Source organism: Cellulophaga sp. 20_2_10, from assembly GCF_023476645.1.
Lineage (GTDB): Bacteria > Bacteroidota > Bacteroidia > Flavobacteriales > Flavobacteriaceae > Cellulophaga.
Genome location: NZ_JAMCOJ010000002.1, coordinates 391,577 through 408,888, shown reverse-complemented (window position 1 = coordinate 408,888; position 17,312 = coordinate 391,577). Strand labels below are relative to the sequence as shown.

The 17,312-nt window shown below is 32.5% G+C and carries 11 protein-coding genes; 9 read left to right on the top strand and 2 right to left on the bottom strand.

Translation table 11 applies throughout. From position 1 onward, the window contains the following. Positions 1-13: 13 nt before the first annotated feature. The 6 genes from M4I21_RS05760 to M4I21_RS05735 all read left to right on the top strand — a co-directional run bounded on the left by M4I21_RS05760 (position 14) and on the right by M4I21_RS05735 (position 8,778). A complete protein-coding gene (locus M4I21_RS05760) occupies positions 14-1,558 on the top strand; it encodes a RagB/SusD family nutrient uptake outer membrane protein (RefSeq protein ID WP_249558167.1) in 1,545 nt (514 codons plus the stop codon). Between the two features lie 403 nt (positions 1,559-1,961). Continuing rightward, positions 1,962-2,453, top strand: coding sequence for a GbsR/MarR family transcriptional regulator (locus M4I21_RS05755; protein ID WP_249558166.1), 492 nt, complete (start codon positions 1,962-1,964; stop codon positions 2,451-2,453). A 12-nt stretch (positions 2,454-2,465) separates the two neighbouring features. Continuing rightward, positions 2,466-3,596, top strand: coding sequence for an efflux RND transporter periplasmic adaptor subunit (locus M4I21_RS05750; protein ID WP_249558165.1), 1,131 nt, complete (start codon positions 2,466-2,468; stop codon positions 3,594-3,596). Between the two features lie 20 nt (positions 3,597-3,616). Then, a complete protein-coding gene (locus M4I21_RS05745) occupies positions 3,617-6,754 on the top strand; it encodes an efflux RND transporter permease subunit (RefSeq protein WP_249558164.1) in 3,138 nt (1,045 codons plus the stop codon). A gap of 5 nt (positions 6,755-6,759) precedes the next feature. After that, the gene (locus tag M4I21_RS05740; RefSeq protein WP_249558163.1) at positions 6,760-8,175 is read left to right on the top strand and encodes a TolC family protein; all 1,416 of its coding nucleotides are present in this window, start codon (positions 6,760-6,762) and stop codon (positions 8,173-8,175) included. A 9-nt stretch (positions 8,176-8,184) separates the two neighbouring features. Continuing rightward, positions 8,185-8,778, top strand: a complete 594-nt coding sequence (locus M4I21_RS05735; RefSeq protein WP_249558162.1) for a TetR/AcrR family transcriptional regulator — start codon at positions 8,185-8,187, stop codon at positions 8,776-8,778. Here M4I21_RS05735 and M4I21_RS05730 read toward each other — a convergent pair. Further along, entirely contained in the window at positions 8,775-11,204 is a 2,430-nt protein-coding gene (locus tag M4I21_RS05730; protein ID WP_249558161.1) for a DUF5916 domain-containing protein, read from the bottom strand. The genes M4I21_RS05735 and M4I21_RS05730 overlap by 4 nt on opposite strands. A gap of 242 nt (positions 11,205-11,446) precedes the next feature. Here M4I21_RS05730 and M4I21_RS05725 point away from each other — a divergent pair, with 242 nt between their 5' ends. The 3 genes from M4I21_RS05725 to M4I21_RS05715 are packed head-to-tail and all read left to right on the top strand — an operon-like array spanning position 11,447 to position 14,872. Continuing rightward, positions 11,447-12,838, top strand: coding sequence for a sensor histidine kinase (locus M4I21_RS05725; RefSeq protein ID WP_249558160.1), 1,392 nt, complete (start codon positions 11,447-11,449; stop codon positions 12,836-12,838). Continuing rightward, complete coding sequence (locus M4I21_RS05720; protein WP_249558159.1) at positions 12,838-13,548, top strand: response regulator transcription factor; 711 nt, start codon at positions 12,838-12,840, stop codon at positions 13,546-13,548. The genes M4I21_RS05725 and M4I21_RS05720 overlap by 1 nt, the downstream gene beginning before the upstream one ends. Positions 13,549-13,597: 49 nt before the next feature. Then, on the top strand, positions 13,598-14,872 hold the full coding sequence (locus M4I21_RS05715; RefSeq protein WP_249558158.1) for a hypothetical protein: 1,275 nt from the start codon (positions 13,598-13,600) through the stop codon (positions 14,870-14,872). Positions 14,873-14,900: 28 nt separating this feature from the next. Here the strand turns inward: M4I21_RS05715 and M4I21_RS05710 are convergent, their stop codons facing one another. After that, on the bottom strand, positions 14,901-17,204 hold the full coding sequence (locus M4I21_RS05710; RefSeq protein WP_249558157.1) for a GH92 family glycosyl hydrolase: 2,304 nt from the start codon (positions 17,202-17,204) through the stop codon (positions 14,901-14,903). Positions 17,205-17,312: the final 108 nt, after the last annotated feature.

Below are 17,312 nucleotides of genomic sequence, written 5' to 3'. Positions count from 1 at the left end.
TAGATATATTATTATGAAAAAAATTATAGTAACAATGGTAACTATCCTATTAATAGGAGGAGTTACTTCATGTAGTGAAGATTTTACAACCAATCCGCGTGAGGATGGTGAAGACCTAGCAACATTTTTTCTTGAAGAAGAAAATGTAGATGCTGCTGTTGTGGGTATATATGATCTAATGCAACACAACTACTCTGTAGATTGGAACAGTGCATTTTTGGTAAAGCAATTACCTGGAGATGATATGAATGCCGCTGGTGGTAACAGTGATGATCAACCACAATTGCAAGATATAGATGATTACGCTAACGTATCTACATCTAACCAATCTATAAGAAGCGTTTGGGATTTGTTTTACAGAACAATTTCTTTATCAAACTTAGTTATAGAAAACATTAAGGATAGTGAATTAAGCAACAAAGAAGAAGCTTTAGCTGAAGCTAAGTTTTTAAGAGCTTGGTCTTATTTTGAGCTTACAACTATGTTTGGTGATATTCCTTTAAGATTAACAATACCTGCTTCTGCTACAGAATTTGGAATTGCTAAATCTTCTAGAGCAGATATTTATACCCAAATAAAGTTAGACTTAACAGATGCAATTGCTGGTTTAAAAGATAAATCTGCATTAGCAGATAACTTTAGAGCTTCTAAAGGTGCTGCACAAGCACTAATGGGTAAAGTATTAGTTTTTGAAGGTAAACATGGCGAAGCAATTCCTTTTTTCGAAGATGTAATTGCTAATCCAGCTCACGATTTAGCTACAAATCCAGAAGATGTGTGGAGTATTAATCACGAATTTGGACCAGAATCTTTATTCGAAATTGGTTTTATTTCTACTACCGGAAGAGACTGGGGTAACTTTGCCTGGGGAGGTAGAAACGAGAACAACATACATATACAGTTAATGGGCCCACGTGGAGACGGTATTTTTGATGTTTCTACTATAGGTTTAATAAACGGTTGGGGTTTTAACCTACCAACTGCAAAATTAATGAACGCTTTTGATGCTGCTGGCGACACAGAAAGAAAAGTAGCTACTGTTATGACAGAAGCAGAATTAATAGCTGCTGGTGGTGGTGTAGACCAATCTCTTGCAACTGGTGGTGCTGTTTGGGATTACGAAGGTGGTATTAGAATTAAATATGCTACAAAAGAAGAAGATACAAGTTCTGACGGTGTTAAGGAATTAAATTATGGTACAAACTATAAACTGTTCCGTTATGCAGAAGTTTTATTATTAGCTGCAGAAGCGTATAATAAAGACAGTAAAGACGGACAAGCTAGAACTGAGTTAAATAAAGTTAGAAACAGAGCTGGTTTAGCAAATGTAGATGCATCTTTAGCTGGTGACGATTTATTTGAAGCCATTGTAAACGAAAAGTTTTTAGAATTAGCTCATGAAGGACAACGTTTCTGGGATTTAGTACGTTGGGGTAAAGCTGCAACAGAATTAGCTGGCACAGGTTATACTGCTAAAAATGACTTGTTCCCTATTCCGGAAACAGAAATTGAAAAAAATTCAGAATTAACACAAGCAGATCAAAATGCTGGTTATTAATTCTTAAAATATAGTAGTTAGATTTTTAGTTGAATTGATACGGTAATTTAAGATTTCTTAAATTATCGTATCTTTTTTTTACACCAAGTTCTAATCATCTTTATAAAAAGTCGCTTAAAAGAATAATAGCATTCTTTTAAGCGACTTTTTTGTCATATACAGTAGTTCATAATTAAAAAAACAAGCGTTATTTAAGTCGCTAAATTAGTATAAAAAAATGCTTTAATTAAGCAAATAACCAACATAACACCTTGATTGTTATTAATTTAATTATAATAATTGCTTTAACAATTAATTAACTTCGATTAGTTCGGTACTCACCGAACCAACTATATATTTGCACTTTCTTTTTTTACACAAAAAGAGATTTTACTAAAGAATATAAATATTAAACATATAACAAATGGAAAAAAACATTTGTACAAAAAAAAGTGCATTAATAGAAAAGTTAGGAGTACATATAGAAGCAAATAATGGATATGCTCCCGTTGCATCAAGAATTTTAGCTTATATAATCCTTACCGGAAAAATAGGAACAACATTTGAAGATTTAGTTTCAGTATTGTGTGCAAGTAAAAGTACCATCTCTACACATTTAAATTACTTATCAGATTTAAAAGAGATAGAATATTTTACCAAAACAGGTGATCGTAAAAAATATTATGTAATTACGACCAACAAAATTAAGAATCATATAAGCACAATGATTCATAAATGGGAAATAGAAAAAGAACTACATGAAGAAGTTAGAAGTTATAAAAAAGAAATTAATAATATAGAAACAACATTAGAAGAGGAAAAATTCGATTTAACATTTCATAACAATTACATACAATTTTTAAACCAAGCAATTACGTCTATATCAAAACTAGACATAGACAACATTAACCTATAAAAATAAAGCAAGATGAAAAAGAGAACTATTAGTAGAATTTTAATACCAATGGCAGTATTCCTTGTCATTGTAAGTTGTGGAAGCAAGCAAGAACAGCAAGCTCCACAGGCACCACCTGCACCTTTTCCTGTTGCAGAATTACAACCAAAAACGGTAACAGGTTACACAGAATACCCAACAACTATAGAAGGTATTGTAAATAGTGATGTTAGAGCTAAAACATCTGGATACATTAAAAGTGTATTAGTAGACGAAGGGCAAAAGGTACGTAAAGGTCAAGTTTTATTTAGACTAGAAACACAATCTTTAAGTCAGGATGCTGGTGCGGCAAAAGCACGTATTAATGTAGCCCAAGTAGAGGTAGATAAATTAGTGCCTCTTGTAGAAAAAAACATTATTAGTGCAGTACAGCTAGAGACTGCAAAGGCAAATTTAGCACAAGCAAAAGCTAATTACAGCAGTGTAAGTGCAAATATTGGCTATGCAACAATTAAAAGTCCTGTAAATGGTTATGTTGGTGCAATTAACTTTAGAGAAGGTACATTAATTAGCCCTAGTGACCCTACTCCTCTTACAACTGTTAGTGATATTAGTAAAGTATATGCATTCTTTAGCTTAAATGAAACTCAATATTTAGACTTTTTAGAGAAAGCAGAAGGTAAAACTTTGAAAGAGAAATTAGCCAATTATCCTGCAGTAAACTTAATATTAGCGAACGGTAGTACATATTCTGAAAAAGGAAAAATACAAACCAGTACAGGTCAAGTTAACCCAAAGACGGGTACTGTAAGTTTAAGAGCAGTATTTAACAACCCTAACCTTTTGGTAACTAATGGTAACAGTGGTAAAATACAAATTCCTCTTGTTTTTGAAAACGTAACAGTTGTACCACAACAAGCTACGTACGAGCAACAAGGTAACATTATGGTTTTTAAAGTAGGTGAAGATAACAAAGTAACTACGTCTATTATTAAAGTGAAAGCTTCTGTAGCTAATTTATATGTTGTAGAATCTGGTATAAATGCTAAAGATAAAATTGTTACAAATGGTGTTGGCAAGTTAAAAACCGGTATGGAAATAGCTCCACAAGAAACTTCTTTTGATGATGCTATTAAACCTATAGCTACATTATTTAAAAACTAAAAACCTAAACTAATTTAGTTATGTTAAAAACATTTATTGAAAGACCCGTTCTTTCAACAGTAATTTCTATTATCATTGTTGTGCTTGGTGTTATAAGTATAACAAGCTTACCAATAGAAGAATACCCAGATATTGCGCCACCAACAATTAAGGTGTCGGCATCATACACAGGAGCCAATGCAGAAACTGTATTAGAAAGTGTTATTATCCCAATAGAGGAGCAAATTAACGGTGTAGAAGGTATGAGTTATATTACCTCTACAGCATCTAATAACGGTACTGCAGAAATTACAGTTTATTTTAATCAGGAAATAGATGCAGATATTGCTGCTGTAAACGTACAAAACCGTGTTGCAAGAGCAAATCCTTTATTACCACAAGAAGTAATACAAACAGGTGTAACTACACAAAAGCAAGAAACTAGTGCTTTAATGTTTATATCTATGTATTCTGAGAATGAAGATTATGACGCTACATTTATTCAGAATTACCTAAAGATAAACGTTATACCAGCAATGCAACGTATTAGTGGTGTTGGTGATGTATCTGTATTTTCTCAACAAGATTATGCAATGCGTATTTGGTTAAAACCAGAAAAATTAGCTGCATACAACTTAATACCATCAGATATATCTGCTGCATTAGCAGAACAAAACTTAGAAGCAGCCGCTGGTTCTTTAGGAGAAAACAACGGTGAAGCATTTACTTACACATTAACATATAGTGGCCGTTTTAAAGAGCAAAAACAATATGGAGACATTATAATTAAAGCATTAGGTAACGGAGAATTTTTACGTTTAAATGATGTTGCTACAATTGAGCTAGATGCACAATCTTACTCTTCTAACGCTATGAGTTTAGGAAATCCTGCTGTTTTTATGGGGATTTTCCAAACAAAAGGTTCTAACGCTCAAGAAATTATTGAGAATATTAAAACTACATTAGCATCTGTTGAGGCAGACTTACCAGAAGGCTTAAGTATTTTTGTTCCTTATGATACAAGTTTATTCTTAAACGCATCTATAGAAAAAGTAATTAGTACGCTTATTGAAGCCTTTTTGCTAGTATTCTTAGTTGTATTTATCTTTTTACAAGATTTTAGATCAACGTTAATACCTGCAATTGCTGTTCCGGTATCTATTATTGGTACATTCTTTTTCTTAAATGTTTTTGGGTATTCTATTAACCTATTAACTTTATTTGCATTAGTACTGGCCATTGGTATTGTGGTAGATGATGCCATTGTGGTGGTAGAAGCCGTCCATGCTAAAATGGATGAGGGAGTTAAAAACCCTAAAAAAGCTACGCTTATAGCAATGAACGAAATTTCAGGTGCTATTATATCTATTACATTAGTAATGGCTGCTGTATTTATTCCTGTAACCTTTATTACAGGTCCTACTGGTGTATTTTATGAGCAGTTTGGTGTTACATTAATTATTGCCATTTTAATTTCTGCAGTAAACGCCTTAACATTAAGTCCGGCTTTATGTGCACTATTATTAAAAGAACATAAGCATGATGAGGAGCTGAAAGGAAAAAGTCCTTTAAAGCGTTTTTACACTTTGTTTAACCGTGGTTTTAATGCTACCATAGACAGGTATGGTAAATCACTTCATTTTTTATATAAGAAGAAATTTATATCTGTAATATTATTAATAATTGCAGGTGTAGGTATCTACTGGGCTTCACAAACAACACCAACAGGTTTTGTGCCAGATGAAGATAGAGGTATTATATTTGCAAATATTGAATTGCCTGCTGGTTCTTCTTTAGATAGAACTGATGCTGTTTCTAGAGATTTATACTCTAAAATAAACGGTATAGAAGGTATAGCTGGTGTTAACTTTATTAAAGGTCGAAGTTTAATTAGTGGTGCTGGTACAAACTACGGTTTTGGTATTATTAAATTAAAAGATTGGACAGAGCGTGAAGATCCTTCTACATCTGTACAAGCCATAACAGGTAAGTTATTTGGCGTGGTATCCACAATGCCAGAAGCAAATATTATTTTCTTCTCTCCACCAAGTATACGTGGTTTTGGTAACTCTGCTGGTTTTGAAGTGAATTTATTAGATAAATTTGGAGGTGAGTTTACAGAATTAGACAAAACAAACAAAGAGTTTGCAATGGCTTTAATGTCTCACCCAGAAATTAAGTATGCACAATCTTCATTTAATACGAGTTACCCACAGTATGAGATGGATATAAATGTACCATTAGCTAAAGAAAAAGGAGTATCTGTTAGCAGTATCTTCTCTACTTTACAAGGTTATATTGGTGGTGTGTATGCATCGGATTTCTCTAGATTTGGTAAACAGTTTAGAGTTTACATACAAGCATTACCAGAAGATAGAGCGACTATTGAAGATTTAAACAGCATGTATGTTAGAACAGATGCGGGTGAAATGACGCCTATTACACAATTTGTAAACTTAGAGCGTGTTTATGGGCCACAATCTGTAACTCGTTTTAACTTATTTAATTCTACAAAAATAACAGGAGCTACAAACGATGGTTTTAGTACTGGTGATGCTATTAGAATTATAGAAGAAGAGGTTGCTAAATTACCTAGTAATTATACAGTTGCTTATTCTGGTTTAACACGTGAAGAAGTAAATGCTGGTAGTCAAACTACGTTTATATTTATACTAAGTATCTTATTTGTTTACTTTTTATTAAGTGCACAGTACGAGAGTTACTTGTTACCATTTGCAGTAGTACTATCATTACCATTTGGTGTATTTGGAGCTTATATTAGTACTAAATTCTTAGGACTAGAAAATAACATCTATTTTCAAATTGCCCTAATTATGCTTATTGGTCTACTCGCCAAAAATGCCATATTAATTGTAGAGTTTGCTCTGCAGCGTAGAAAAGCAGGAGAATCTATTGTAGATGCTGCTATAGATGGTGCTAAATCTCGTTTAAGACCAATATTAATGACCTCATTTGCTTTTATCTTAGGTTTAATGCCATTAGCATTAGCAAAAGGTGTTGGTGCAGAAGGGAACAACTCTATTGGTACCGGTGCAGCAGGTGGTATGTTAATAGGTACCATATTAGGTGTATTTGTTATTCCAATACTGTTTATTTTATTTCAATGGTTGCAAGAAAAAGTTTCAGGTAAACCAGCAGTTCAAACTACAGAAGAATAAGAATTATGAAATCTACAACGAAATATAAATTTATTAGCAAAACAGCACTTGTCGTAGTTGTTGCATTTACACTACAAAGTTGTTTTGTTGCTAAGGATTATGAAAGGACTGAGTTTAAAGAAACTGAAGCCTTATACAGAACAGACAATTTGCCTACAGATAGTATATCTATGGCAAATGTGTCTTGGAAAACAATTTTTACTGACAATTATTTAGAGCAGTATATTAATGAAGGATTGCAAAGCAATTTAGACATTAGAATTGCAATACAACAATTAGCTGCTGCAGAAGCTTATGCTAAACAAGGCAAGGCTGGTTACCTCCCTACTTTAGATGTTGGTGCTAAATTAACACACCAAGAGCTTTCTAAAAATAGTCAGTTTGGATCTTTCTTTAATGGTAGTTTAGACCAATATGATATTACAGCTAACCTATCTTGGGAAGCAGATATTTGGGGTAAAATAAGAAGTAACAAAAGAGCTACACAAGCTGCTTATATGCAAAGTGTTTCTGGACATCAAGCAGTAAAAACGCAACTTATTTCTAGTATCGCAAATACGTACTATAACTTATTGGCTTTAGATGCTCAATTGGCTGTTACAAAAAAGACTATTGAAACAAGAGAAAGTAGCGTAGAAACTATAAAAGCTTTAAAAGATGCTGGTAACGTAACGCAAGTTGCAGTAGACCAGAATATAGCACAATACAACAGTGCTAGAGCTTTAAAAGTAGATTTAGAAACTGCTATTTTTAAAACTGAAAATACACTTAGTATTTTATTGGGTAAAGCACCACAAAATTTTAAAAGAACTAGTTTAGATGTACAAGATATAGCAACAGATTTAACTGTTGGTGTACCTTCTACCTTACTTAGCAACAGACCAGATGTAATGGCTGCTGAGTATGGATTAATTCAGTCTTTTGAACTTACTAATGTTGCTAGAAGTAGTTTTTATCCATCATTAACACTAACGGCTTCTGGAGGTTTTCAGAGTTTAGAGTTAGACCAGTTAATAGATGCTAATTCGCTTTTCGCAAATATCATCGGTGGCTTAACACAACCTCTTTTTAATCAGCGTAAGCTAAGAACACAAAAAGAAGTTGCTTTAGCACAACAAGAACAGTCTTTACTACAATTTAAAAAGACTTTACTAGTTGCCGGTTCTGAAGTTTCTAATGCTTTATATACCTATAATGCCGAAACTGAAAAGTACGAATACAGACAAAAACAAGTTGAAGCTTTACGTAGGGCAGAGCTTAATTCTGAGGAGTTACTTAAAAATGGGTACGCAAACTACCTAGATTTATTAACAGCTAGAGAGAGTGCTTTAAATGCAGAGCTTAGTATTATAGACAGTAAGTTACAGCAACTAACAAGTATTGTAAATTTATATGAAGCACTTGGCGGTGGCTGGAGATAAAAAACAGTAATGATTACTAAAAAGGAACTTTTAAAATGTGCAATTACCAACTTTATAAAATTTGGTAGCAAGCGTTTAACTTTAGATGAATTAGCAAAAATTCTAGGGATATCTAAAAAAACAATTTATCTACATTTTAAAAATAAAGAAACTTTAGTAGAAAATAGTTTAGAGTTTTTAATCGATGAATACAAAGTAGACATTAAAAATATTGTAGCGGATAATAAAAAAGACGCTATACTTACTATTATATTAATATACAAAAGAGGGTTAGAGTATCTTAGATACTTTAAACCCTCTTTTATTTTTGACCTAAAAAAATATTATCCTGATGCGTATACTATTTTCGATAATTTTAGAATAGAACTAGCATACGTTACTATTTTAGATTTGCTAAAAAAAGCAAAAGAAGAAGGCAATATACGTAACAATGTAAATCTCAAATTAGTTACAGAACTCTATTTTTTAAGAATAGAATCTATTGCATTTACAGTAGATCATCTTTTTACGATCTATGATCTTAATACAATTCTACACCATCTTATTGTACATAATTTAAAAGGAATAACAACAAGTCAATATTCTAATTCTTATTACAATTAACTCCTCTTTTTAAAAATATTAGCATCTAAAAAGTATGTCATTTTTAAAGATATCGTAGTACTATTTTTCTCTTCTAAAACCTTTTTAAGGTTGGCACTATAGCCAGAGTTTACATCTGTGCTGTAATAATTGGATCCTAACTTACAGGCTAAGCTAATTTCGCTGGCTGGGGCAAACTGCCATTTAGATATAAAATCTATATTAAACTGATTAAAATTATCATCGTAATCATCTGGATGTATTGCAAAATTATTAGTTGTAAAATCTCCATTTTCTTTTAATGAAAATTGATCTTTATAATCTACCGTTATCCAATAATGACGCAAACGCATATTTACATTTAGTTTAGAATTTACGGCGTAATTTAATGTAATTGCATTACTTAACTCTTTTACTTTTCTACGACCAAAAACAATACTATTATCTTGCTTTGTTAAAAAACCCACTCCGTTTGGCTTATCTTCTAAACCCTGACTAAAATATAATGAAAAATGCTGACCAACTCGCGCTCGCAAGCCATAACCTGCTATAAATGCATTAGTAAACTCATTAGAATTAAAATATTTAACCAAGACCATATACCCAGATAAAGAAAGTGCTTTATTACCGTTTGTTTGGTATTCCAAAAAAGTCTCTGTCTGTGCAGGCATATTAAAATATCTGTCTTTAGTACGAGCTTCATAAAAATTACGCCCTTTGGGTAAGTATGTAAACTCCGCAAAAGCAGTATGATTATTCTTTTTAAAAACCCCATAGCTTCCCAACTTGTAGTAGGTTTGTTCTTGCTGCATTAAACTGTGGTAATACACTTGTTGGTGGTCTAGAAAAAGTTGGTATCTAGAAAAAGTTTTTTCTGGGTTGTTGTTTGTATATCGTAAATCGCCTTTAAAGCGTAGCTCATTATTTCTAGACAAATACCCAAAGTCATTAGAATCAAATTTATCATCTACTAATTTAACAGACACACCACCTGTCCATTTACCGCTTACTTTGCCTGCATACCCATAATATTCGTGTCCAAATTGGTCTTCTTCAACAGTAAAATACTTTTGAGAAAGTGCCTTCTTAAAGTACATAGAGTACGTTCTATCTTTATTGTAATATCTGTATAAAAGCGCCGTTAAATTAGCATCATATGCAGAACCGCTACGTAGAACGGAATTATTTATAAAAGTTAAAGAAGAGTTGTTTTTTAGTGTTTTATCTAAAACAATAGCATTATAATTGCTTAATGGGTTTGTTTCAAATTTTCTAGAGCTATGGGTTGTTGAATTTTTTAAAAGAGCTTCACTTTTCGCTGTTATTCCGTTTAAAATACCAATAGATAATCCGTTTTTAGATTTACCTGTAAACTTAATTAAGTTTACGATATTGGAGGTTGCCGGGTTTTCTGTAATCTCTTCTTCATCAGTCTTTTTAATAATATCCTTATAGATTGGGCTACCTCCTATTCTACGTGTGTACAAGTATCCGCCCTTGTCAAAAATCTCTGTTCCTTCTACAAAAAACTGCCTGTTCTCATTAAATTTCACTTCAAACGGAGATAAATTAAAAATTTGATCGTCTGATGGAGCCTGACTAAAATCTGGAATAAGAGAAACATCTAATGTATATGCATTTTTGTGTACGTACTTTAAATCTAAACCCCCATTAAATGTTGTCTTTTTATCTCCAACAGGACTCTTTTCGGTTACAACAGATATAAACGGGTTAAAAGATAAATTAAGTGGTGGCGCTATCGCATTTAATCCCTTTAAATTTCCAAGCTGATTTAAATATCCATCTACATCTAACCGTATAGGATTCCAATAAGAATCCTCGTTTAAACCATTTGTTATACGCTGAAAATTTATTTTAAAATTGCTTAAACCCTCCTTAGGAAACCGAATACTATTAAAAGGTATTTTCATTTCTACAATCCATTTATCATCATATAATTTTACGCTACTTTGCCAAACTACGTTATAGTTAGAATAAGAATCGGTTGCCGTTATTTTTTGGTCTGATTGTACTCCTGCTGCCGTAACAGAAAAATCGTAACCCTCTCTTGCCTCTCCAAAAGGATCTATTTGTACTCCAAAAACATCCGCATTACCAGTATTGTCTCTTGCGGTTAACTGGCTACTTATTGCTTCTTTATTTACAACGTGTAAAACACCTAGAACATATAAATAAGCATCATCAAACAAAATAGCAATATCAGTATGTTGCCTAGATGGTTTACCAGACTCTGGCAATGTTTGTATAAAATTACCGGTCTCTAAGTGTTGTTCCCAAATAGACTCTGTTACTTCTCCATCAATCTTTATAGGTTCGCTAACTTTGTGTATTGTAATACTTTTTTGAGCAGATACCTTATACAGCATAAGGCTTAATACACAAAAGACGAGTAACTTATACATTTTGTATTTATTTGATAGTTTCATAATTGATTGTTTTTTTATTGATGCGGCAAATGTGAGGTTGTTCTACTAATAAGTTGGTTAACCCAAGGTTAAAGGGCGGTTAATGCAAAGACCACTAGATGCTTTAAATAATTAACAAAAAAGGAAAAGACCTATAAACACGGTAAACACAGCATATATTAACGTTAATGAAGGGTTAACGGCTTCCGTTTGTATTACTTAATCTAGGTTTATTGGTACTTTTGAGGTGCAGAAAAAAACCAATGAAAAACAAAACAACCATATTAATAAGTACAGCTATACTCGTTTTAGTAGCGTTATCCTCTATACAGGCATACCTAATAAACAATACCTATCAACTAAAAAAGAAGGCATTTATTAACGAGACAACAGATGTTATTTCTATTATAGATGACAACCCTAAACTAGATTCTTTATATAATATTTGGGGAGACGATTTAAAAAATAACATAGCAGATTATAAAAACAATCGCATCTCTAAAGCCGAAATTATAAGTAGATCTAATGAAAAGAGTGACAGTTTAAATACCGAGTTTAAAAGAATATTTAAAGAAGAATTAAAAAAAGTTAATTTAGGGTATGACGTAAATTTTAAAATGAATTTAACCAGCGTTGTTCTTTTAGATAAAATTGAAAACGACACTATATTTTCGGCAAGCAAAAATCAATCTAGATTATTTGGGGAAAAGTTTGATGGTAAAAATGCCACAACAATAAATAATGCCAAATGGTTTTCTGAACAAGAGTTTGTAGAAAAAATTGAAGGTGAAATAAAAATAAACACATTTGATCTAGAGGTTAAATCGGAAAATAAAATAGTAATTAAAGAGTGGAAAAGCATTGTATATAAAAGAATGGCATTTTTACTCTTTGCCTCCGTGCTCTTATTTTTAATAGTTATTGGTCTTTTATATTACTCTATAAAAAACCTAATAACACAGAAAAAAATAACAGCGATTAAGACCGACTTTATAAACAACATTACGCACGAGTTAAAAACGCCATTAGCAACATTAAGTATTGCTTCTAAAAGTTTAAAAAAATCAGAAATTAAGAATAACGAAGCAATTTTTAATAGCACACTTAATATTGTAGACAGGCAAAATGAACGTTTGCAAAAACTAATAGACCAGGTAATGACCAATAGTCTTAGCGCTGAAGAAATTGTTTTAAACAGAGAACAAGTTATAGATAACGAATATTTTAAAAATTTAATCGAAGATTTTAAACTATCTGTACAGCAACAAGATGTTACCATTGTAAACAAAGTTTGTACTCCAGAAGTTTTGTTGCGTATAGATAAGTTTCATTTTACAACAGCATTGCTCAATATTTTAGAAAATGCAGTAAAATATGGCACAGAATCTATAGAAATCAGTATAAAAACAGAGCATAAAAATGGTGAGTATTGTATTAAAATTAGCGATAATGGCATTGGAATATCAGAAAAAAAACAAACTTTAATTTTTGATAAATTTTATAGAGTTACAGAGGGTAACTTACACAATGTAAAAGGATTAGGACTAGGACTCTATTATACAAAACAAATAATAAATGCCCACAATGGTACTATTACAATAGAGAGCCAATTACATAAAGGAACAACATTTACCATTAAAACACCTATAAACTAATGCAAAACACAACTGTTTTATTAGCCGAGGACGATTTTGATTTTGGAAGTATTTTAAAGCAATACTTAGAAATTCACGATTTTGCGGTTACCTGGGCTAAAGATGGAAAAGAAGCGTTAGACTTTTTTACAAAAGAAGCAAGCAACAACAACCCTTTTGACATTTGTGTTTTTGATGTTATGATGCCAAAAATGGATGGTTTTACCTTAGCCGAAAAAATAATAAACAACAGTCCAGAAACTCCTTTTGTTTTTTTAACTGCCAAAAAAATGAAAGAAGATAAGATCAAAGGCTTAAAGCTTGGAGCGGACGATTATATCGTAAAACCCTTTGAAGCAGATATACTAATACTACGATTAAAAAATATATTAAAAAGAACACAAAAAAACATTCATCAATCAAAAAGCAACAGTAGTTACAACATAGGCGCCTATGTTTTTAACCCTGTTAATTACCAATTACTTTTTAACAACACCACACAACGACTTACAGAAAAAGAAGCACAGTTAATAGCCTATTTTTTTGAACATAAAAACCAAATGGTAAAAAGAGATGATCTGCTTACTGCTGTTTGGGGTACAGACGATTTTTTCTCTGGTCGCAGTATGGATGTTTTTATTAGTAGACTCCGTAAATATTTTAAAGAAGACAACAACATCTCTATAGAGAGTGCGCGTGGTGTTGGTCTAACATTTAAAATTAAGGAGTAAAATGTAGTCACAAACTTCTGCATTAAGCAGAAACTAAAAACAAAAACTTATGAAAACAGTAACAATAGTAGCAATACAAATAGCCTTATTTTTTACAATACATAATGCTTTAGGGCAAACAGTACCCACACCTCCAGCACCACCAGTAACACACACAACAAGCTCTAGTACGGTTTCTTACTCTAGCACAAATAGTGATGATTATAGTGGCAACGTATCTATAGCCATTAGCAATACAAATAGGAGCTATAAGTTTAAAGCAAAATTTCCTAGTAAAAGATATACAGACCTTTTATCCATCTTAAAAAATGAATTAGAATCTAAAAAAATGGTAAAGTCTGGAAACTCTTATACTTGGATTTCTAATGCCGATGATAATGAAGTTTACAATGTAGAATTCACCTCAAAAAAATTAACAATATTCTTAGATAAAAACGTTGCTTCTGCTACGCTAATTCATAAATTTGAAGCCCTAGGAAAAACTTTAAAAACAGCAATTACTGGCAATAGTGATACAAAGCGTGAAGCAGAAGAATTACAGCGTGAAGCTGATAAGTTACTTAGAGATGCAGAAAGAATGCAACGTGAAGCTACCAGAATACAACAAGAGGCAAAACGTATAGAGCAAGCAAACTTAAAAAGCTACCAAGAAGATGCTATGCATATTGCAGAAGAAGCAAAACGCTTAGCAGAAAAGGCTGCAAATATTAGTACAGAAGCTAGTCATAAAGGTGCCATTAGTGCACCTTTAAAAACGCTATTAAATAGTGATAAAACATTTTTAAGTAGTACTACACAAAACGCCAACAATTATACCTGGCCTACTGCGCAAAAAGAGCTAGTATCTGCTCTTTTAAGTGACCGTATAATAACATCTAAGGATGACATTGCTTGCAATGCAGACCATAGTGGAGTATATATTAATGGTACTAAACTAAATAACAACCAAATTGCGAAGTATAAAAATATTTTAGCAAAATATAATATTACCAAAAACAATACTTTCTCGTTTTACAAAACAAATTCTAACATTGTAGTTCTTAATGCCAATGCCAGCTTAACTAATTTCTTAAAAAACTTAAAAGAAAAAGGATATATATCTTCCTTAAAAGAGAAGTTTCTTTTAGAAATTAACGGCACCAATATTAAAAAAAATGGAAAGGTAATTTCTGCTAAAGATCTAGCAATCTACAATACATTACTTTTAAAAAATAACATTATACCTGCACCTGGGAAAATTATAGAAATAACAGAGAATGCATACAAAGTAGGGTATACATTAAGCAATAAGGCTCATTTAGGAACTTGGGTTACGCTTGACTAAAACATAACCCAGTTCTTAAAATTATAACCTATTTTTTAGTAACTGACATAGAGTATGGCTTAGCTTCTTTAGCTGTACCTCTACTCTTATTTGGCACATTTTTCATACTAAAATCGTATGTTGTACCATCCATAATATCATCAAACGTAATATAGTTTTTAGCATAACTACTTCCGTTTTTCTGTACTGCATCAATATAAATATTCTCTTTAGTATTCTCTGCTGCGTTTACTGTAAAAGTTTTACCATTTCTTAAATGCATTTTTATACTTTTAAACAAAGGACTACCCAGAGCATATTCACCCGTTCCTGGGGTTACAGGGTAAAAACCAACTGCAGAAAATACGTACCAAGCAGATGTTTGTCCGTTATCCTCATCACCACACAAACCATCTGGTGCAGAAGAATATAATTTATCCATTACATTACGTGTGTGCATTTGCGTTTTCCAAGGTTGCTCTAACCAATTATACAAATAAATTGCGTGTTGTATGGGTTGGTTTCCGTGTGCATATTGCCCCATATCTGCAACTAACATTTCTGTAATTTCATGTATTTGTTGTCCGTAATAAGAATCGTTAAAAGTTGGTGCTGTTGTAAAAACATCGTCTAATCTAGAACGCATTTTGTCTACACCACCAAAGTCATCTGCTAACCCTAACGGATCGTGAAAAACACACCACGTCCAATGCCACGCAGCACCTTCTGTAAAAGCATCCCCCCATTTATCTGGCGTGTATGTAGTTGCCCAAGAACCATCTTTATTTTTACCACGCATAAAACCAATTTTAGGGTCAAATACATTTTTATAATTTAAAGAACGTTCTCTAAACAATTTTACCTCTTTTTTAGGTTTTCCTAAAGCTTCTCCTAATTCTGCTATACTCCAATCTGCATATGCATACTCTAATGTACGTGCAGCATTTTCGTTTACGCCAACATCATAAGGAACATAGCCCAAATCATTATAAAATTCAGCTCCAAAACGACCTACAGAATTAACAGGTCCTTTACTTGTTGAGTTTTTAACAACGGCCTCATACAAGGTCTCAATATCAAAACCTCTAATACCTCTTAAATATGCATCTGTAATATTTATGGCAGAGTTAGACCCTATCATACAATCTCTATGTCCTGGACTTGCCCATTCTGGCAACCAACCACTTTCGTTATATGTATTTACTAGGCCTTGCATTACATTACTTAAGTAATCTGGATACATGATAGTAAAGAATGGAAAAACAGCTCTAAACGTATCCCAAAAGCCATTATCTGTAAACATATAACCAGGTAAAACTTTACCATTGTAAGGACTATAATGTACTATTTCGTCTGCAGCATTTAACTCATAAAATTTTCTAGGGAATAATAACACACGATACAAAGCTGTATAAAATGTTCTGTATTGTTCTACAGTACCACCAGCTACCTCCATACGTCCTAATTCTTTATTCCATGCAGTTGCAGCTTTCTCTTTAGTCCGATCAAAACTATCACTACCAATTTCTCTTTTTAAGTTGATCTCTGCTTGCTCTAAACTTATAAAAGACGATGCCACTTTTGCCGTAACCTGCTCGCCATCTTTTGTAGAAAAACTAATTGCAGCACCAACGTGATAGCCTTCTGCTTCTTTGCTAGAAGATGTTTGTTCTTTACCTTCTTTTTCTTTTTTCCACGTTAGAACCTCATCAAAATCTTTATCAAAAACTAAGACAAAGTAATTGTGAAAATTATCTGGCACACCACCACTATTATTTCTACAATAGCCAATAATTTTACGCTCTTCTGGTATTATTTTTACCATAGACCCTTTAAAAAAACCATCTACAAGAATATGAGATTTTTTAGACTCCGGAAATGTAAACCTAAACTGTGCTCCTCTTTCGGTTGGTGTAATTTCTGTAGTTACATCATAATCTGCCAAATACGCGCTATAGTAATGCGGTTTACTAATTTCTGATTTATGCGAATACCAAGAAGCCCTATCATCTTCATTAATTTTTAATTTTCCTGTTTCCGGAAACAAGGAAAAAGCAGCATAATCATTGATCCACGGACTTGGTTGATGCGTTTGTTTAAAACCTCTAAGTTTTAAAGCATCATAGGTATATCCCCAGCCGTCTCCCATTTTACCTGTTTGGGGTGTCCAAAAGTTCATTCCCCAAGGCGTAGCAATTGCTGGGTACGTATTACCGTTAGATAAAGCAAACTCAGAATCTGAACCTACCAATGGGTTTACATAATCTACATAAGATATTGCCGATTTACTTTGAGCAAATATGGCTGTGTTTACAAGTACAATTAGGGGAAAAAGTATTTTTGTTAATTTCATTTTTTGAGATTGTTACACTATTTTGAATAGGAAATATTTTACTAATTTAAGGCTATTTGCGCTCTTATTGTAACTAAAAAAAGAGGAGGAATAATTCCCTCCTCTTTT